Here is an 18,792-nt window from a genome sequence, read left to right as displayed (position 1 = left end):
TGTGCGCACGAGACCGTTCCATCGCAGACGTGCCCGTCTCTTACTGACCGCCGCGGCCTGCGCCGTCGGCTGTCTGCTGCCCGTGTCCCCGACGGCCGCCGCCCCCGCGGAACCGGAGGGCGGGGCCGCAGCGGCAGCCGCCGCACCGGAGTTCCAGCAGGTCACGCTCGCCAAGGGCGTGGCCGAGACGGGTGAGCCCATGACGCTGGCGGTGCTGCCGGACCGCTCGGTCCTGCACACCTCGCGCGACGGCACCGTCCGCCGGACCGACGCCGCGGGGACGACCGGCGTCGCGGGCAAACTGAACGTCTACAGCCACGACGAGGAGGGCCTCCAAGGCGTCGCCGTGGACCCGGGCTTCTCGTCCAACCGGCACGTCTACCTCTACTACGCCCCCCAGCTCAGCACACCGGGCTCGGACGCGCCGGCGGAGGGATCGGCCGCGGACTTCGCACCGTACGACGGAGTCAACCGGCTGTCCCGCTTCGTCCTGAGGACGGACGGCACCCTCGACCTCGCCAGTGAGAAGAAGATCCTCGACGTCCCCGCCTCCCGCGGCATCTGCTGCCACACCGGCGGCGACATCGACTTCGACGCGGCGGGCAACCTGTACCTGTCCACCGGCGACGACACCAACCCCTTCGCCTCCGACAACTTCACCCCGATCGACGAGCGCCCGAACCGCAACCCCGCCTACGACGCCCAGCGTTCCTCCGGCAACACCAACGACCTGCGCGGCAAGGTCCTGCGCATCAAGGTGAACGCCGACGGTTCCTACGCGATCCCCGACGGCAACCTCTTCGCGCCCGGCACCGCGAAGACCCGCCCCGAGATCTACGCCATGGGCTTTCGCAACCCGTTCCGGATGAGCGTCGACAAGGCCACCGGCATCGTCTACCTCGGCGACTACGGCCCCGACTCGGGGGTCGCGCGGCCGGACCGGGGCCCCGAGGGGCAGGTCGAGTTCAACCGCATCACCAAGGCGGGCAACTTCGGCTGGCCGTACTGCACCGGCAAGAACGACGCCTACGTCGACTACGACTTCGCCACCGGAACCTCGGGCGCCACCTTCGACTGCGCGGCACCCAGGAACACCTCGCCGCGCAACACGGGACTGACCGACCTGCCGCCCGCACAGCCGGCCTGGATCCCGTACAACGGCGACAGCGTCCCCGAGTTCGGAGGCGGCTCGGAGTCCCCCATGGGCGGGCCGGTCTACCGCTACGACGCCGCCTCCGCCTCCGACGTGAAGTTCCCCGCGGAGTACGACGGCGACTACTTCGCCGGGGAACTGGGCCGCCGCTGGATCAAGCGCGTCGAAGCCGGCGGCGACGGCACCGTGCAGTCCATCAACCCCTTCCCCTGGAGCGGCACCCAGGTGATGGACATGTCCTTCGGACCGGACGGCGCGCTGTACGTCCTGGACTACGGCACCGGCTACTTCAGCGGCGACGAGAACTCGGCGCTGTACCGCATCGAGCACATCACGGACGGGCACGCGCCCGTCGCGCAGGCCAAGGCGAACGTCACCTCCGGCAAGGCACCCCTGCACGTGTCCTTCTCCTCCGCGGGCAGCACCGACGCCGACGGCGACGCCCTCACCTACGCCTGGGACTTCGGGGACGGCGCCACCTCCACGGCGGCCGCGCCCTCCCACACGTACACCGCCAACGGCCAGTACACGGCCACCCTCGAGGTGACGGACACGACCGGCAAGTCGGCGACGGCCTCCGTCCAGATCACCGTCGGGAACACCGCGCCGACCGTGACACTCGACACGCCCCTCGACGGGCGCATCCACGACTTCGGTGACGAGATCCCGTTCAGGGTGACGGTGACCGACCCCGAGGACGGCGCCGTCGACTGCTCCAAGGTGAAGGTCAACTTCATCGTCGGGCACGACAGCCACGGCCACCCGCAGACCTCGGCCACCGGCTGCACCGGCACCCTGAAGACCCTCGCGGACGGCGAGCACGACCCCGACGCCAACATCTTCGGCGTCATCGACGCCGAGTACACCGACAAGGGAGCCGGCGGACAGCCCGCGCTGACCACGCACGACCAGCACATCACACAGCCCAGCCACCGGCAGGCAGAGCACCACGGCGACTCCTCCGGCGTGCAGGTCGTCAGCCACGCCCCCGCGCACGGCGGCAAGACGGTCGGCCACATCGACAACGGCGACTGGATCTCCTTCACGCCCTACGCCCTCGACAACGCGACCGGCTTCACCGCGCGGGTCTCCTCCGCGGGCGCGGGCGGCACCGTCGAGGTACGCGCCGGCTCCGCGACCGGCACCCTCCTCGGCACGGTGACCGCGCCGGTGACCGGCGGCTGGGAGACCTTCCAGGACGTCACCACCACCCTCAGCAACCAGCCGTCCGGCTCCACGACGCTGTACCTCGTCTTCAAGGGCGGCAGCGGATCCCTGTTCGACCTCGACGAGTACTCCTTCACCACGTCCGGCGGTCAGCAGCCCGGCCCGCGCTCGGGCGAGGTGAAGGGGGTCAACGGCAAGTGCCTGGACGTCGACGGCGCGAACACGTCCGACGGCACCCAGGTCCAGATCTGGACGTGCAACGGGAGCGGTGCCCAGAAGTGGACGGTCCAGGGGGACGGTTCGCTGCGGGCGCTCGGCAAGTGCCTGGACGTCTCCGGCGGCGGCAGCGCGGACGGTACGAAGGTCCAGCTGTGGACGTGCAACGGCAGCGGGGCGCAGACGTGGGCGCCGCAGGCCGACGGCACGGTGCGCAACCCGCAGTCCGGGAAGTGCCTGGACGCGTCCGGCGGCACCTGGAACGACGGCACCCCGGTCCATCTGTGGACCTGCCATGCCGAAGCCAACCAGAAGTGGACCCTGCCCTAGCGAGGAGGTGACGTACGATGCGCAAGATCTCCAAAGCGGCCCTCGGCCTGTTCGTCGGCGCCACGATGTGCGTGGCACCCCAGGTCACGGCCCTGCCCGACGGGGCCGGCCACACCCTGACCGTGGAGGCCGGACCGCGTGCGGCGGCCGACCCGGCCTACCAGGTCCTCGTGTTCTCCAAGACGGCGGGCTTCCGCCACTCCTCGATCGACGACGGCATCGCGGCCCTGCGGGACCTCGGCACGGCGAACAACTTCACCGTGGACGCCACCGAGGACGCCCAGGCCTTCACCAGCGGCAACCTCGCCCAGTACGAGGCGGTCGTCTTCCTGTCGACGACCGGTGACGTCCTGGACGGCGCCCAGCAGACGGCGTTCGAGCAGTACGTCAAGGACGGCGGCGGATACGTCGGCATCCATGCCGCGGCCGACACGGAGTACGACTGGCCCTTCTACGAGGGCCTGGCCGGCGCCCTGTTCCACTCGCACCCCGCCATCCAGTCCGCGACCGTCGAGGTCGAGGACCGCGCGCACGACGCCACCGCTCACCTCGGTGGTACCTGGCAGCGGACCGACGAGTGGTACAACTACCGCACCAACCCGCGCACCACCGCCCGAGTGCTGGCCTCCCTCGACGAGTCCAGCTACTCCGGCGGGAACATGAACGGCGACCACCCGATCGCCTGGTGCAAGGACTACCAGGGTGGCCGGGCCTTCTACACCGGCGGCGGTCACACCGACGAGTCCTACACCGACCCCGCCTTCCGCCGGCACCTCCTCGGCGGAATCCGCTGGGCCGCCGGGACGACGAACGCCGACTGCCGTCCCGAGACCGGCTACACGGCCCTGTTCGACGGCTCGTCCACCACCGGCTGGAAGCAGGCAGGCCCCGGCGGCTTCACCCTCGCCGACGGCACCCTCACCTCGCACGGCGGACTGGGCATGCACTGGTACACGGCCAAGGAACTCACCGGCGACTACTCGCTCAAGCTGGACTGGAAGGCGGCCGGCGACGACAACTCCGGCGTGTTCATCGGCTTCCCCGCATCCGACGACCCGTGGTCGGCGGTGGACAACGGCTACGAGATCCAGATCGACGCCACCGACGCCGCCGACCGCACCACGGGCGCCGTGTACGGGTTCCAGTCGGCCGACATCGCCGCCCGCGACGCCGCACTGAACCCGCCGGGGGAGTGGAACACGTACGAACTGCGCGTGACCGGCGAGCGGTTGGAGATCTTCCTCAACGGCAGCAAGATCAACGACTTCACCAACACCGACCCGGCCCGGAGCCTCGAGGACGGACACATCGGCATCCAGAACCACGGCGACGGCGACGACGTGTCCTTCCGGAACATCCGCGTCAAGCAGGGTGACGGCCAGCAGCCGGGCCCCCGCTCGGGTGAGGTGAAGGGCGTCAACGGCAAGTGCCTGGACGTCGACAACTCCCAGACGGCCGACGGCACCGAGGTCCAGATCTGGACGTGCAACGGGACCGGTGCCCAGAAGTGGACGGTCCCGGGCGACGGTTCGGTGCGGGCGCTCGGCAAGTGCCTGGACGTCTCCGGCGGCGGCAGCGCGGACGGTACGAAGGTCCAGCTGTGGACGTGCAACGGCAGTGGGGCGCAGACGTGGGCGCCGCAGGCCGACGGCACGGTGCGCAACCCGCAGTCCGGGAAGTGCCTGGACGCGTCCGGCGGCACCTGGAACGACGGCACCCCGGTCCACCTGTGGACCTGCCACACGGGGCCCAACCAGAAGTGGACCCTGCCCTGACGGCCACCGGCCGGTGAACCAGCCGGCCGGCCCACGGGAGTTCACCCCGCTCGGTGCGCGGGGGGGCCGGGCTCGCCGTCACACGCTCCTACTGGTCATCACCGGCCGGTTCCACGTCGTAGGGCTCGAACGCGATGTACTCCAGGGGGTCCTCGTCCCGCCGTCCGAGCGGGGGGAGGCCCTCGGTCGCGAACCGGCCGCGCAGCCATTCCAGCAAGGTCCCGGTGAGGCCGGTGCCGAGCGGTGGCCCCTGGTCGGCGTGGCGCGGCAGCACGATCAAGGGCCAGTCGTCCGGAGTGGCGCCTTCGGTCAGCCAGCACAGTTGGTCGCCGTCGATGGAGTCGGCGAAGGGCAGGAACCCCCCGGGCTCGGGGTGTACGGCCAGCGGGTGGTACTGGGGAAACTGGGCTCGCTGCTCCTGGTAGGTCTTCCCGTACCACTCGGCCCACGGCGCGAGCGCGTACCGGTCCTCGTCGAAGGGGACGCTGAAGCGCAGCCAGCCGCACCAGGAGCCGGCCCCGTACCGCTCCATCAGTCGTACGTACTCGCCGGGCAGATGGGTGCCCAGCCGTTCGTACAGCCAGTCCCAGTGGTGCTTTCCGAGCAGGGGTGCCTCCGGCGGCGGGACGAGCGTGAGCAGAGTGTCCAGTCCGCTGCCCGCGGTGAGCGCCGCCCGCTGCCGAGCGGTTGGCTCCGGTCGCCGGGGCGGCGGCGTCCACGGAGTGTCCTCCGGTTCGGACTGCATGCCGCTTCGGACGGCCACCGGGCGCATGCCGTCGGCCACGAGCCGGGCCAGTGTCGGCACGAGCGGGGTGGTGAAGCGCCGCCAGGGGTCGCGGCCCGCGTTCTCGTCGTCCTGACAGTGCATGACGACCGGCCACTGATCGGGGTCGTCGGATGCCGTGGTGTCCCAGTAGAGGGTGTCGGCGGTACGAGTCGCGCCGAAGGGAAGGACGCCGGGGGCGGCACGTCGAGCCTGCTGCACCCAGGCTCCGTAGTCGAACCAGCCGCGGTTGACGCAGGGGACGTGGAGCCAGAGCCGGGCGCCGATGTCGAGGGGGCCGTACGCGGCGGCGACGGCCTTGTAGTCGGCGGGCAGGCCCGTCCCCAACCAGGACTCGACCGCGGCCCAGTCGACAGGTACGGCGAAGTCGGCCGGTGGGTCGCCGAAGATCTCGGCGAAGGCGTCGACGTGCGGGTCTGAGGCATTCACGGTTCTGTGGACCTTCACCCTCGAGCGGCAGTGCGGCGGGGCTGATCATATGTCCGAGCCCCCGGCGGGTTCGCGGCCGGGAGGGCCGTCTCCCTCAGGTCCGGGCGGTGCCGGCGCGTGACCGGCCCCGTGAGAGACGGTAGGAGTCCGGCAGGTCCCGTACCACCACCGACAGGTCAACTGCTTCTAGGCCGGCCTTGCTCAGGTGAGTGGCGATCAGTTCCAGCACGCCTTCGGACAGGTGTGCCTTCACCGCCGGGGACCGTCCGTGCAGGAGGGCGACTTCGACGTGCAGCACCATTCCGCCGCCGTACGTCTCGACCGGGCTCATCGAGGTCTTGGACACCCCGCTGGAGCCACTGCGGTCGACCACGAGCGCGTTGAGAGCCGTCACCAGGTCCGAGTGGTCGAGGACGTCGGTGATCCGCGGCGAGAGGGTGATGTGGACGTGCGGCACGGCACTCCTTCCGGTGATTGGTTGCTTTGGGCGACGATCTGTTCGGAGGGCTGTCCCCGCGTCCTTCGCCGCGGATGGCCGCACCGGGTCGGTGACCGGCTGCGCGGGAGATCCGAACCGGCCGGCTCGCTGCCGTGGCCAGGGGAGAGGGCGGCCCACGAGGCGGCGGTGCGCCGCGGTGGTCCCGGTGCCGGTCAGCTCAGCGCCGTGCGTACCGCCCCGGTCACCTCGGGCCGCCGCTCCAGCTCGGCCTGCACCTCGGCCAGTGTCTGGCCGGCCAGCGCCTGACGCCAGGCGTCCTCGGCGCGCACCATGGCCATCTTGACCGGGCAGGGCTCCGTGGGCGCCGGGGCGATCTCCCCCACGCGGCCGCAGCACCGGATCTCGGCGCAGTGAAACATGCGGGCGTCACCCTCGATCGCCTCGACCACGTCCAGCAGCGTGATCCGGTCCAGCGTCCTGGCGAGCTGGAACCCGCCGCGCGCACCGGGAACGGAGGTCAGCAGGCCGGCCTTGACCAGAGCCTGCAACTGCTTGTTGAGGTACGTGGACGACAGACCGTGCACGGCGGCCAGCTGCGCGTTCCCGACCGGACCGCCGCCGGTCATGTGGAGGTTCAGCAGTGTGTGGAGGGCCCACTCGACGCCCTTGCTCATACGCATGATGTGGACAGCTTAAGTCCTGGCCGGCCGGCCGAGGGCGACGGAGACCGAATCTTGACAATCAGTATCCAGGATATTTAGTGTCCAGGTTGTGGGTTTCGACGAAGCCTGCGTGACACGCTGAGAGGACACGCACGACATGACACACATCCTGGTGATCGGTGGCGGATTCGCCGGCGTCTGGAGCGCCGCCGGAGCGGTCAGGGCCGCGCGCGCGGCGGGCCCGGCGGGTGACGACATCCGCGTGACGCTCATCAGCGCAGGGGACGACCTGGTGATGCGACCGCGGCTGTACGAGGAGGATCCGGGCTCGATGCGCGTTCCGCTGGACCGGGTCCTCGGCCCCATCGGGGTGCGCAGGCTCGCCGCGACGGTCACGGCCGTCGACACCGACGCCCGTACCGTCCGCGCCGTCACCCGGTTCGGCGAGGAGATGGAGCTGGACTACGACAAGCTGGTCCTGGCCACGGGGAGCCGGCTCGTGCGAGCGCCCTTCCCGGGCGCGGAGCACCTCTTCGACGTCGACACGCTGCCCGCGGCGACCGTGCTCGACCACCACCTGCGGCGGCTGCCGGAGCGCGAACCGTCCGCCGGGCGTCACACCGTTGTCGTGGTCGGCGCCGGCTTCACCGGGCTGGAGGTCGCCACGGCCATGGGTGAGCGACTGCGCGCCATCGCGGGACCGCACGACGCGCACGACGAGATCCGCGTCGTCCTCGTCGACCGGGCCGACGTTCTCGGCCCCGAGCTGGGAGCCGGCCCCCGCCCCTACATCGAGTCGGCCGTCGAGGCCCTGGGTGTCGAGCTGCGGCTGGGCCGCACCGTGGAGTCCGTCACCGCCGACCAGGTCGTGCTCTCCGACGGCGAGGTCATCCCCACGTCCACCGTCGTGTGGACCGGCGGGACCGTCGCCAGCCCGCTGACGGCCCAGATCCCGGGCGAACGCGACCGCCTGGGCCGCCTCGCCGTCGACGAACACCTCCGGGTCAAGAACGTGCCGCACGTCTACGCGGCCGGTGACACGGCCGCCGCACAGGCCGAGGACGAGCACGTCGCGATGCAGAGCTGCCAGCACGCGCAGCCCATGGGCAAGTTCGCCGGACACAACGTCGTGGCGGACCTCCTGGGCAGCGATGCCCGCCCGTTCGAGCCCGACCCGTACACCACGTGCCTGGACCTGGGCCCCGACCACGCCGTCGAGACCGTCGGATGGGACCGGACCATCGACCTGACCGGAGAGGAGGCCAAGACGCGCAAGAGGAACATCAACGCCCGCTGGATCTACCCCTCCGTCGACGACGCGGAGGCCATCCTCGCCCACGCCGGACGCTTCGCCAACGGCGCCAACAAGCAGACCGCCGAGGTCCGCTAGTCCGTCCGGCGGGAACCGACGACACACCCTCGCCCGGCGGGGCGGGCGGCCCGCAGACGCCGTCCGCCCCGCCGGGCACCCGCACCATCACCGCCTCTCCGAACCGGCGAAAGGAGGGGGAGACATGACGGTCCCCCCGACACCGACTCGTGGCCCCGTCGGTCTGACCGGCCGCCCCGCCCGACTCTTCTCGGTCCACGTCGCGCGCAACACGAGACTCACCCCGCACATGATCAGGGTGACTCTGCGGGGCGAGTCCCTCACCGCATTCGTGGGGGACGGCCCGGACCAGCGCATCAAGCTCCTCCTGCCCCGTCACCCGTCTCAGAGCCTCGACGCGCTGCACAGCCTGACCCCGAGACAGATGCGTGAACTGCCGGACGCGGAACGCCCCGTCATGCGGACCTACACCATCAGGAGCCATGACCCGTCGGCCGGCGAAGTGGAGATCGACTTCGCACTGCACACGCCGGTGGGGCCCGCCACCCGGTGGGCGATCGACGCGGTCCCCGGACAGCCGGCCGCCTTCTTCGGCTCCGTCGCCGCCTACGACCCGCCCGCCGACACCGGGTGGCAACTCGTCGTCGGCGACGACACCGCGCTGCCCGCGGTCGCGGCCATCCTGGAATCGCCTTCCGCACCGGCGACCACCCATGCCTACGTCAGCGTGACCGATGCCTCCGCGGTGCTGCCCCTGACCACCCGCGTCGGTACGACGGTCACCTGGCTCCCCCGGGACGGCGGCAGCGGATCCGGCGACGACGACCACGGTGCGTCGCTCGTCTCCGCCGTCCGCCGCGCCAGTCTTCCGACCGGACCGGGATACGTGTGGCTCGCCGCGGAACAGTCGGTCGCGCGGGACATACGCGCGCATCTCGTCCACGAGCGCGGCATGGACCGGGAACGCGTGTACTTCTCGGGATACTGGAGCCGGGGCAGGGCCGAGGGCGAATGAGCCCCACCGCTCGGCCCGTGACCGCAGGCCGAGCGGTGGATCGGCGTCCTCGTCCCGGCTCAGTCCGGGAAGTCGAAGAGACGGTAGCGGTACGCCGCCGTGAAGCCGAAGCGCCGGTACAACGGTTCCCCGGCGGGGCTGGCCACGAGCGCGGCGAAGTGCATCCCGCGCTCTCGCCCCACGCGGAGCGCGGCGGACGTCAACGCCGTCGCGACCCCCTGCCGGCGCAGCTCCGCGGCCACGTGCACGAGGAAGATCCCCGCCACGGAATGCGCGGTGATCACCACGGTCGTCCCGACCACTCGGCCGTCCAGCACCGCGGCCAGCCGGACGATGTCCGCGTTGTCCCCACGCTGCGACTCGGCGCGCACCATCCCGGCCTCGGGCCCCGGGCCGATACCCATGGACGTCCGGTAGGTCCGTACGAGTTCCCGCAGTCGCCCGCCGTCCCGCACCGGCTCCACGCGCAGGCCGGACCGGGTCCGCGCGTCGTCGTCCGGCCGGTCGTGCCCGGCGACCGGGCCGCCGAGCGGCCGCACCATCACCGGCATCACGGTGAGCTGTCGTCCGCCGTGGTGCCTCAGGACGTCCGCGGTCTCCTCGGGGCTGTCCGGCCCCACCCACCACCACCAGGGAACCCCCGCCAGCTCCCTGCGCACGGCCGCCACGTCCGTCCCGGCCGTCGATCGTACGCGGACCACGCCGTTGAACTGCGGAGCCGCCAGCCCGCTGCGAAAGAGGTCGGCACCGAGGTCCGGGTGGTCCGCGGCGCCCCATCCCATGAGGTACTGGCGGAAGTTGGCGAACACGGACCCCATGGCCGGGGAGGCCGCCACGCCGTCCTGGATCCGCACTGTGTCGTGCGACGTACCGGCCGCGCCGGTCGAATCCACCATTGACACTGTTCCCTTCACATCGTGATGTCGGTCCCACTCAGTGTGAGCCATCGCCGACCGGGGTGTTCCCCTGTGTCACACATCGGCCGCCCGTCCGGTCAAACGCTCAGCCGATCGCCGGTGGACGCACCGACACCGTCCCGTGGCTGCTCGCACGGTCCGATCGGTGGCACAAGGCCAGGAGGGTTAGTCGTATGAAGGTCGTGGTGGTCGACGGTGGAGGCCTCATGGGCGTCGAGACCGCGCTCTGCGTCAGGGACCACGGACATGAGGTCGCCCTCGTCCAGGCCCCCGGCGACCCGCACGCGCCCGTCTCCGACGAGGTCGCCGAGGCACTGCGGGGCTGCTCCGTGCTCGTCGACCTCGCCCATCAGCCGTCCGCCGGCATCGGCACCCTCTCGGAGGACCACGGCCTGGTCGTGGACGAGGCGGCCCTCGTGGACTCCTGGGCCGGATCCACTGGCGCACTCCTCGCAGCCGGGGCCGCCGCCGGCGTCCGGCACCATGTGTGCCTCTCCGTCGTCGGCGTGGACCGTATCGGCGGTGAGGGGGTGTTCCGGGCGCTCGGGAACCGAGAGGCCATGGTCCGGCGGTCCGGGATCCCGTACTCCATCCTTCGCGCCACACAGACCTTCGACGCGGCGGAGGACATCGCGACAGCGGCCACCGAGGACTGGATCGTGTGGGTCCCGCCCGCCGAGGTGCGCCCGGTCTCCCTCACCGAGGTGGCGACGCTGCTCGCGCACACCGCCGTGACGCGGCCTGTGAACGGGGTCCGTGAGATCGCGGGCCCCGAGCAGTTCCGGCTGGACGCGTTCGTGCGCACGGCCCTGCTGACGGAGGCGGAGTACCGGCAGGTCCGAACTGACGCCCTCAGCCCCTTCTACGGCGCGCGGCTGCGGCCCCGGGACCTGCTGCCGGGCCCCGACGCCTTCATCGCGCGAACCACCTACCGGCAATGGTGCGCCGGCCGGCCCGCGCCGGACACCACCTCCTGACCCCGACGACACGAACGGCACGAGAGAGAACCGCTGATGACGACCCTCAACCTCACGCTGCTCGGCGCGTTCCGCGAGATCACGGCCGCCGAACTGCCTCCCGTCACCTCCGCCCACAGCGGCCGGCCCCTGCGCCGGTACGCCCTGCAACTGCACGTACCCGACGAACGGCACCAAGAACTGGACGCCGAACTCGAGGCGGCCGCCACCCCGGACGGAGACCACCTGCAAGGGAGCGACGCGGCGTGGCGCGTCTCGGCGGGCTGGACCGCATCCTCCCAGGGCCGCCGGCCGGAGATCTTCGTCTACCGGATCGAGATCCAGGAGGTCGAGATCCTGTACGCCGACGCTCTCGAGGTCGAGGGACTGCGCATCGTCCCGGGCATGTACAGGGAACGGGCCGACGAGGACACCATCACGGTGACCGTCGTCGCGGAGCTGAGCGGTGAGGACGACGAGCACCTGGAGGAACTCCTCAGGGAGCCCGGTGCCTGGTACGACGTCACGCGCCGGGGCATCAGCGACACACCGGTGCGGATGCGCTTCGGACGTTGTGTGTGGCAGCGGACCGAGGAAGGGGGCCGGCGGCATCACCTGGAACTCGTCGGCGACGAGGACAGCCCCGAAACGGCACCCTCCGCGCTGGACCTCGCAGCCCGGCCACGGCTGGACCGGGCCCTGGAACAGGTCGCGGCGCACACCGACGCCCTGTCCAGGCTCCTCGCGGAACTGCGCGCCGGGGGAGTACTGGGCGAGGACGCGGTCAAGGCCGTCGAAGCGGCCGCCGCCCCGCGCCCATTGACCCCGCGGGAGCAGCGTGAACTGTCCCGCACCGACCGGCTGAGCGACTACTGGAGCTGAGTCCGTCCTTCGGGAGACCGGCGCCGGCACACTTCGCGCAAAGCGGAGCATATGTGTCACATCGGTCGGACGAAGCCGGTCTTCAGGGACGAGAGTTCGCCCACACCGTCCCGGCAGCGTTGCCGGTAGCCCGAGGAGTTCACGTGGCCAGCACATCGCAGGCACCCAGTTCAGGAGCCAGGACGGCTCACCCCGATCATCTCGGGCACGTCGTCTTCATCGCGGCGGCGGCCGCGATGGGCGGTTTCCTGTTCGGTTACGACAGTTCCGTGATCAACGGCGCGGTCGAGGCGATCCGGGACCGCTACGACGTCGGTTCCGCGGTGCTGGCGCAGGTCATCGCCGTCGCGCTGATCGGCTGTGCCATCGGTGCCGCGACCGCGGGCCGCATCGCCGACCGCATCGGCCGGATCCGCTGCATGCAGATCGCGGCGGTCCTGTTCACCGTCAGCGCCGTGGGCTCCGCGCTGCCCTTCGCGCTGTGGGACCTGGCGATGTGGCGTGTCATCGGCGGGTTCGCCATCGGCATGGCCTCGGTGATCGGCCCCGCCTACATCGCCGAGGTGTCCCCGCCCGCCTACCGCGGCCGGCTCGGCTCCTTCCAGCAGGCCGCGATCGTCATCGGCATCGCCGTGTCCCAGCTGGTCAACTGGGGCCTGCTGAACGCCGCCGGCGGCGACCAGCGCGGCAAGCTGATGGGCCTGGAGGCCTGGCAGGTCATGCTCGGCGTCATGGTGATCCCGGCCGTCCTGTACGGCCTGCTGTCCTTCGCCATCCCCGAGTCCCCCCGCTTCCTGATCTCGGTCGGCAAGCACGAGAAGGCCAAGAAGATCCTCGAAGAGGTCGAGGGCAAGGACGTGGACTTCGACGCCCGCATCGGCGAGATCGAGCACGCCATGCACAGCGAGGAGAAGTCCTCCTTCAAGGAACTGCTCGGCGGCAGCTTCTTCTTCAAGCCGATCGTGTGGATCGGCATCGGCCTGTCGGTCTTCCAGCAGTTCGTCGGCATCAACGTCGCGTTCTACTACTCCTCGACGCTGTGGCAGTCGGTCGGCGTCGACCCCACCGACTCCTTCTTCTACTCGTTCACGACGTCGATCATCAACATCATCGGCACCGTGATCGCGATGATCTTCGTGGACCGCGTCGGCCGCAAGCCGCTCGCCCTGATCGGCTCCGTCGGCATGGTGATCGGACTGGCGCTGGAGGCCTGGGCCTTCTCCTTCGACCTCGTCGACGGCAAGCTCCCGGCCACCCAGGGCTGGGTCGCCCTGATCGCCGCCCACATCTTCGTCCTCTTCTTCGCCCTGTCGTGGGGCGTGGTCGTGTGGGTCTTCCTCGGCGAGATGTTCCCCAACCGGATCCGCGCCGCCGCGCTGGGCGTCGCCGCCTCCGCGCAGTGGATCGCCAACTGGGCCATCACCGCGAGCTTCCCGTCGCTGGCCGACTGGAACCTCTCCGGCACCTACGTGATCTACACGATCTTCGCCGCCCTCTCCATCCCCTTCGTCCTCAAGTTCGTCAAGGAGACCAAGGGCAAGGCCCTGGAGGAAATGGGCTGACCCGGAACGATCAGCAGGCCGGTGGGCGCGCCGCCGCGGCGGCGCGCCCACCGGCCTGCCCGGATGTCACGCCTCTTCGTCGACCCAGCTCATGAGCTTGCGCAGCTCCTTGCCGGTGGTCTCCAGGAGGTGCTCGGAGTCCTGCTTCTTGTACTCGTTGTACTTCTTCAGACCGCCGTGGTACTCGTCCATCCAGTTCTTGGCGAAGGTGCCGTCCTGGATCTCGGCGAGGACCTGCTTCATCTCGGCCTTGGTGGCGTCGGTGATGATCCGCGGGCCGGTGACGTAGTCGCCCCACTCGGCGGTCTCGGAGATCGACCAGCGCATCTTCTCCAGCCCGCCCTCGTACATGAGGTCCACGATCAGCTTCAGCTCGTGCAGGCACTCGAAGTAGGCGATCTCCGGCTGGTAGCCGGCCTCGGTCAGGGTCTCGAAGCCCGCCTTCACCAGCGCGGTGACACCGCCGGCGAGGACGGCCTGCTCACCGAACAGGTCGGTCTCGGTCTCCTCGGTGAAGGTCGTCCTGATGACGCCGGCGCGGGTGCCGCCGATGCCCTTCGCGTACGACAGGGCCAGCGCGAAGGCGTTGCCCGTGGCGTCCTGCTCGACGGCCACGAGACAGGGCACGCCGCGGCCCTCCTCGTACTGACGGCGCACCAGGTGGCCCGGGCCCTTGGGGGCGACCATGCAGACGTCCACGCCGGCCGGGGGCTTGACGAAGCCATAGCGGATGTTCAGGCCGTGACCGAAGAACAGCGCGTCGCCGTCCTTCAGGTTGTCCTTGATGTCCTTCTCGTAGACGTCACCCTGGATGGGGTCGGGGATGAGCACCATGATGACGTCGGCCTCGGCGGCGGCCTCGGCCACCGACACGACGCGCAGGCCCTGCTCCTCGGCCTTGGCCTTGGACTTGGAGCCCTCGTGCAGACCGACGCGCACGTCGACACCGGAGTCGCGCAGCGACAGGGCGTGGGCGTGGCCCTGGCTGCCGTACCCGATGACCGCGACCTTGCGGCCCTGGATGATGGACAGGTCGGCGTCGGCGTCGTAGAACAACTCAGCCATGAGACACACCTTTCGGAGAACTCCCCGAGCGGGGACGGAGGAACAGGCCCAGAAGGGCCCGGGCCACGGATTCGACCAGCGGAACGAGGCCGGGAACCCGGAGCACGGCCCCCCGCCGGCCGACGAGCAGGACACTTGACACTATCTCACGTGCACAGTGCATCGAGATGAGCAGGTGACGTGCGCGAAACAGTGTGAACGACCTGCGGAGTTCCCGGTTCCGTGTCACAGATGTCCGGCTTCGCCGGTCAGAGCGGTGACCCCAACGGCGTGCCCGTTCCGTCGGCTCCCGCGATGCCCGGCGGCCGGGGCCCCCTTGTGCTACGACACCGAAATGAGCCCCCCATGTCCCAGGACCAGACCGACACGCTCGACACCGCATCGGCGACCGGCATCGCGACGCTGGACGACCTGCGCAGGCACTTGCAGTGGGCCATCGAGGTCGAACACTCCACGCTGCCGCCCTATCTGACAGCCCTCTACTCCCTGGACGCGGAGCGCAACGCGGACGCCGTACAGCTCATCAGCGGTGTCTTCGTCGAGGAGATGATCCACCTCGCGCTGGCGGCCAACCTGCTCAACGCGGTCGGCGGCCGACCCGTCCTCGACGCCCCCCACCTGCTGCCGCCCCACCCGCGGACGATGCCGCACGCCGACCCGTCCATCGAGCTGTCGCTCCTGCCGTTCGGCCAGGAGGCACTCAGGCTGTTCCTGCGCCTGGAACAGCCGGCCCACCCCGGCGACCCGGCCGAGGGTGATCACTACGAGACGATCGGCCAGTTCTACGACGCGATCGAGAGGGGCCTGCGGCACCTGTGCGCCGAACTGGGCGAGGACCAGGTCTTCGTCGGGGACCCGGCCCGCCAGGTCGCCGGCGGCCCGTTCGTCCACACGGCGGGGCACCTCGCCCCGGTCACCGACCTCGGCTCGGCGCTCGCCGCCCTGGAGGAGATCGTCGAGCAGGGCGAGGGCGCCGCCCGTGCCGAGGTCTGGGACGGCGACAAGGACATGTTCCACCCCGGCACCCAGGCGGTCTCCCACTACTACCGTTTCCAGGAACTCGCGCTGGGCCGGCGCTTCCAGGCCGGTGACACGCCCGACTCCGGCCCCACCGGCGAGGCGGTGACCGTCGACGAGGCCGGCATCCGCCCCGTACGGCCCAACCCGCGGCTGGCGGACCACCCCGAGGGCAGTGCGATCCGAGCCGCGCAGGAAGTGTTCAACCAGACCTACTGCAAGACACTCGCGATGCTGGAGCAGGCGTTCAACGGCAACCCGGCGATGCTGGGGATGTCCGTGGGCACCATGTACGCACTCAAGGCGCAGGCGCAGGGCCTGATGGCCCTCCAGGACGACGACGGCCAGGCCGCGGGCCCGACGTTCGAGTACGTGGCACCCGAGGACCGGTCCTAGCCCATCCATCTATCCGTCCGTCCGTCCGTCCATCCATCCGGCCGGACGAGGTCTTCGTCCCCGACCGACGCGCGACCGGGTACTGCCCGGTCGCGCGTCGGCGTGTGCGGGGTGCCGGACGGCTGGGGCCGGGTCCTACCGGTCTGTCACCGGCGGTTCGGCCGGATCGGTCCCGTCGCCCTCCGGCACCAGCAGGACGGCCGTGCGCCCCGTGTGGACGACGGCGTCACTCACCCGGGGGTCCCACAGCGCGCCGAACAGGTCGCGGTGGTGCGGTGTCAGGACCAGGAGGTCCGCCTTCCACTCGGCCGCGGTCTCGGAGATCACACGGGCGATCTGAGCGGTGAGCGCGTGGACCATGACTCCTTCGGCCGCGACCCCGCTCCGGCGCAGCACGCCGACTGCCTCGTCGAGCACGGCCTCGGCTTCCGAGTCGTCCTCCAGGGGAACGACAGCGGCAAGCGTGGCAGCGAACGCGGCGACGTGCAGCACCCGGACCCTGGCACCCGTCAGCCGGGCCATCGCGGCGGCCGAGTGAACGGTGGACAGACGGGTGGGGCTGGAATCGACAGCAACGAGTATGCGTTCGTACATGATCTTCTTCCTCTTCGTGCACGACCGCGGGAGCGCGGCCGTGCGGGCGGTGCCGCTGGTCTGTCGTGGCTTCCGCCCCGTCAACGGTGGGCGAGTTCGTCCTCGACGACGCGGTCGCGGCCCGCCACGTATCCGACGGCCGTCTGCGGTATGAGCAGCGCGCTCATCACCGCGATCGGCAGACCCCAGCCGCCACTGTGTTCGTAGAGCGTTCCGATGAGGATCGGTCCCGGGATCGCCAGCAGGTACCCCACGCTCTGGGCGAAGGCCGAGAGTTGGGCCACGCCCGTGCTGGTCCTGGCCCGCAGACTCATCATCGTCAGCGCGAGGGGGAACGTGCAGTTGGCGACGCCCAGAATGAGGGCCCACGCCCAGGCGCCGCCCACCGGGGCGAAGTACAGCCCGGCGTAACCGACGAGTCCCGCCACGCCCAGGACCAGGACGACCGGGCCCTGGTGCGGACGGCGCGCCGCCATCCGCGGAATGGCGAACGCGAGGGGGACACCCACCGCCATGGTGACGGCCAGCAGCAGCCCGGCGGTGCCGGCGGGCAGGCCGGCGTCGCGGTAGATCTGGGGCAGCCAGCCCATGGTGACGTAGGCACCGGTGGACTGGAGCCCCATGAAGACCGCGAGCGCCCAGGCCGTGCGGCTCCGTGACACGCGGGGTGCGGGGTGGTCCGCCGTCCGCGCCCCGGCCGACCGGTCCGGGCCAAAGGGAGTGGCCGGTTCGCCCTTCCGGACGAAGGGCAGCCAGGGCAGGACGGCCACCACCGCGAGGGCGCCCCAGACCGCGAGGCCGAGTCGCCAGTCCCCTCCCAGGGCACTCGTCACCGGCACGGTCACTCCGGCGGCGACGGCCGTGCCGAGCGAGAGGGCCATCGAGTAGAGACCCGTCATGGCGCCGACCCTGTCGGGGAAGTAGCGCTTGACGATGACCGGCATCAGGACGTTGCTGAGGGCGATGCCCATGAGCGCGAGAGCGCTCGCGGTCAGGAACCCGGGCACCGAACCGGCCCAGGGACGCACCAGCAGGCCGAGGGCGACGGCTGCCATGCCCAGCGCCACCACACGGGCGGGGCCAAGGCGCCGGGCGAGCCGCGGAGCGGCGACACCGAACACGGAGAAGCACAGGGCGGGGACGGAGGTGAGCACACCGGCGACGGCCGCGCTCATGTGGAGTCCGTGCCGCACTTCCTCCAGCAGCGGGCCGAGGCTGGTGACGGCGGGCCGCAGGTTGCACGCGGTCAGGACCAGTCCGGCGACGAGCAGACGGCCGCGCCATGGCCCGGAGCGGCCCGTGACGCGATCCCCGCGATCTTCGGAGAGGTTCGTGAACGTGTCGATGCCGTCGCGGTCGCCTGGACCGCGCACTTGTTCTTCCTCACTGCGCATGACCAGCATCGTAGAATGATGGGATGTTTGAGGATGCCCCTCGGGCACACTGTGAGGTGTGATGTTGCTCATGGAATGATGGGATGTTTCCACTCGCGGTGACACTATCCCGCCGTGTGCGCGTCCGCTGACATGTTTTTTCGACGAGCCCGTCACGCAATCACACTGTCTACGGTCAGACATAGTAGTAATACAGTGTGTCGTGTGAACTGGTCGTCGGCATCCCGCGGCCGGTCAACCACTCATCTCCCGAAGGGAATCACCATGCGCACCACGTTGCGTGCAGCAGCGGTAGGAACCGCGCTCGTCGGACTCGCGCTGACCCCGGGCATCGCCCAGGCCACGCCCGGCGGGCCCGGCGTCAGCGGCACGATCCTGGCGCAGTGGACCGAGGGCGGCCGGGACTACGTACTCCGTGAGATCACCATCCCCGCCGGTCAGGCGACCGGATGGCACTACCACGACGGCACCCTGTTCGCCTACGTCAAGCAGGGCACGCTCAGCCACTTCGACAGCGACTGCGCCTCGGACGGCGTCTACAAGAAGGGCAGCTTCCTGAAGGAGCCGGCGGGCGCGGACCACGTGCACATCGGCGAGAACCGCGGTGCGGACGACGTCGTCCTGGACGTCCTGTACGTACTGCCGCACGGCGCGCCGCTGTCCGAGGACGCTCCCGCACCGGGCTGCGACCTGCCCGAGTAAGATTTAG

Annotated in this window: 16 protein-coding genes; 9 read left to right on the top strand and 7 right to left on the bottom strand. The window is 70.5% G+C overall.

Annotation, left to right across the window (positions count from 1 at the left end; genetic code table 11):
- Position 1: 1 nt before the first annotated feature.
- A complete protein-coding gene (locus tag B9W62_RS00810; RefSeq protein WP_087804167.1) occupies positions 2-2,866 on the top strand; it encodes a PQQ-dependent sugar dehydrogenase in 2,865 nt (954 codons plus the stop codon).
- 17 nt (positions 2,867-2,883) lie between these two features.
- Entirely contained in the window at positions 2,884-4,641 is a 1,758-nt protein-coding gene (locus tag B9W62_RS00805; RefSeq protein WP_087804165.1) for a ThuA domain-containing protein, read from the top strand.
- Positions 4,642-4,729: 88 nt separating this feature from the next.
- Here B9W62_RS00805 and B9W62_RS00800 read toward each other — a convergent pair whose 3' ends face one another.
- From B9W62_RS00800 to B9W62_RS00790, 3 genes are all read right to left on the bottom strand, one after another.
- Positions 4,730-5,854, bottom strand: a complete 1,125-nt coding sequence (locus B9W62_RS00800; RefSeq protein WP_087804163.1) for an SMI1/KNR4 family protein — start codon at positions 5,852-5,854, stop codon at positions 4,730-4,732.
- A 94-nt stretch (positions 5,855-5,948) separates the two neighbouring features.
- Entirely contained in the window at positions 5,949-6,311 is a 363-nt protein-coding gene (locus tag B9W62_RS00795) for a tautomerase family protein (protein WP_087804161.1), read from the bottom strand.
- Between the two features lie 194 nt (positions 6,312-6,505).
- A complete protein-coding gene (locus B9W62_RS00790) occupies positions 6,506-6,973 on the bottom strand; it encodes an RrF2 family transcriptional regulator (RefSeq protein ID WP_087804159.1) in 468 nt (155 codons plus the stop codon).
- 139 nt (positions 6,974-7,112) lie between these two features.
- On the opposite strand from B9W62_RS00790, the gene B9W62_RS00785 reads away from it, so the two are divergent.
- Both B9W62_RS00785 and B9W62_RS00780 read left to right on the top strand, forming a co-directional pair.
- Entirely contained in the window at positions 7,113-8,345 is a 1,233-nt protein-coding gene (locus B9W62_RS00785) for an NAD(P)/FAD-dependent oxidoreductase (protein ID WP_087804156.1), read from the top strand.
- A 124-nt stretch (positions 8,346-8,469) separates the two neighbouring features.
- Complete coding sequence (locus B9W62_RS00780; protein ID WP_087804154.1) at positions 8,470-9,300, top strand: siderophore-interacting protein; 831 nt, start codon at positions 8,470-8,472, stop codon at positions 9,298-9,300.
- Positions 9,301-9,359: 59 nt separating this feature from the next.
- On the opposite strand, the gene B9W62_RS00775 is transcribed toward B9W62_RS00780, so the two are convergent.
- On the bottom strand, positions 9,360-10,196 hold the full coding sequence (locus B9W62_RS00775; protein ID WP_087804152.1) for a GNAT family N-acetyltransferase: 837 nt from the start codon (positions 10,194-10,196) through the stop codon (positions 9,360-9,362).
- Positions 10,197-10,390: 194 nt separating this feature from the next.
- On the opposite strand from B9W62_RS00775, the gene B9W62_RS00770 reads away from it, so the two are divergent.
- The 3 genes from B9W62_RS00770 to B9W62_RS00760 all read left to right on the top strand — a co-directional run bounded on the left by B9W62_RS00770 (position 10,391) and on the right by B9W62_RS00760 (position 13,617).
- Positions 10,391-11,194 (top strand): SDR family oxidoreductase, encoded by an 804-nt coding sequence (locus B9W62_RS00770; RefSeq protein ID WP_087804150.1) that lies wholly within the window; start codon positions 10,391-10,393, stop codon positions 11,192-11,194.
- Positions 11,195-11,230: 36 nt separating this feature from the next.
- Complete coding sequence (locus B9W62_RS00765) at positions 11,231-12,055, top strand: hypothetical protein (protein WP_087804148.1); 825 nt, start codon at positions 11,231-11,233, stop codon at positions 12,053-12,055.
- 143 nt (positions 12,056-12,198) lie between these two features.
- Positions 12,199-13,617 (top strand): sugar porter family MFS transporter, encoded by a 1,419-nt coding sequence (locus B9W62_RS00760; RefSeq protein ID WP_087804146.1) that lies wholly within the window; start codon positions 12,199-12,201, stop codon positions 13,615-13,617.
- A 66-nt stretch (positions 13,618-13,683) separates the two neighbouring features.
- On the opposite strand, the gene ilvC is transcribed toward B9W62_RS00760, so the two are convergent.
- Positions 13,684-14,682 (bottom strand): ketol-acid reductoisomerase, encoded by a 999-nt coding sequence (gene ilvC, locus B9W62_RS00755; protein WP_087804144.1) that lies wholly within the window; start codon positions 14,680-14,682, stop codon positions 13,684-13,686.
- Positions 14,683-15,027: 345 nt separating this feature from the next.
- On the opposite strand from ilvC, the gene B9W62_RS00750 reads away from it, so the two are divergent.
- Positions 15,028-16,095, top strand: coding sequence for a ferritin-like domain-containing protein (locus tag B9W62_RS00750; protein ID WP_087804142.1), 1,068 nt, complete (start codon positions 15,028-15,030; stop codon positions 16,093-16,095).
- A gap of 135 nt (positions 16,096-16,230) precedes the next feature.
- Here the strand turns inward: B9W62_RS00750 and B9W62_RS00745 are convergent, their stop codons facing one another.
- Complete coding sequence (locus tag B9W62_RS00745) at positions 16,231-16,773, bottom strand: universal stress protein (protein ID WP_087804140.1); 543 nt, start codon at positions 16,771-16,773, stop codon at positions 16,231-16,233.
- Positions 16,770-18,083, bottom strand: a complete 1,314-nt coding sequence (locus B9W62_RS00740; protein WP_087811672.1) for a CynX/NimT family MFS transporter — start codon at positions 18,081-18,083, stop codon at positions 16,770-16,772. Before B9W62_RS00740 ends, B9W62_RS00745 begins: the two co-directional genes overlap by 4 nt.
- Before the next feature lie 264 nt (positions 18,084-18,347).
- On the opposite strand from B9W62_RS00740, the gene B9W62_RS00735 reads away from it, so the two are divergent.
- On the top strand, positions 18,348-18,785 hold the full coding sequence (locus B9W62_RS00735; protein WP_087804138.1) for a cupin domain-containing protein: 438 nt from the start codon (positions 18,348-18,350) through the stop codon (positions 18,783-18,785).
- Positions 18,786-18,792 lie beyond the last annotated feature (7 nt).

The sequence above is a fragment of the Streptomyces sp. CS113 genome, from assembly GCF_002188365.1.
Taxonomy (GTDB): domain Bacteria; phylum Actinomycetota; class Actinomycetes; order Streptomycetales; family Streptomycetaceae; genus Streptomyces; species Streptomyces tendae.
Note: the sequence above shows the minus strand (reverse complement) of the source record. Positions and strands in the feature narration are given on the sequence as shown.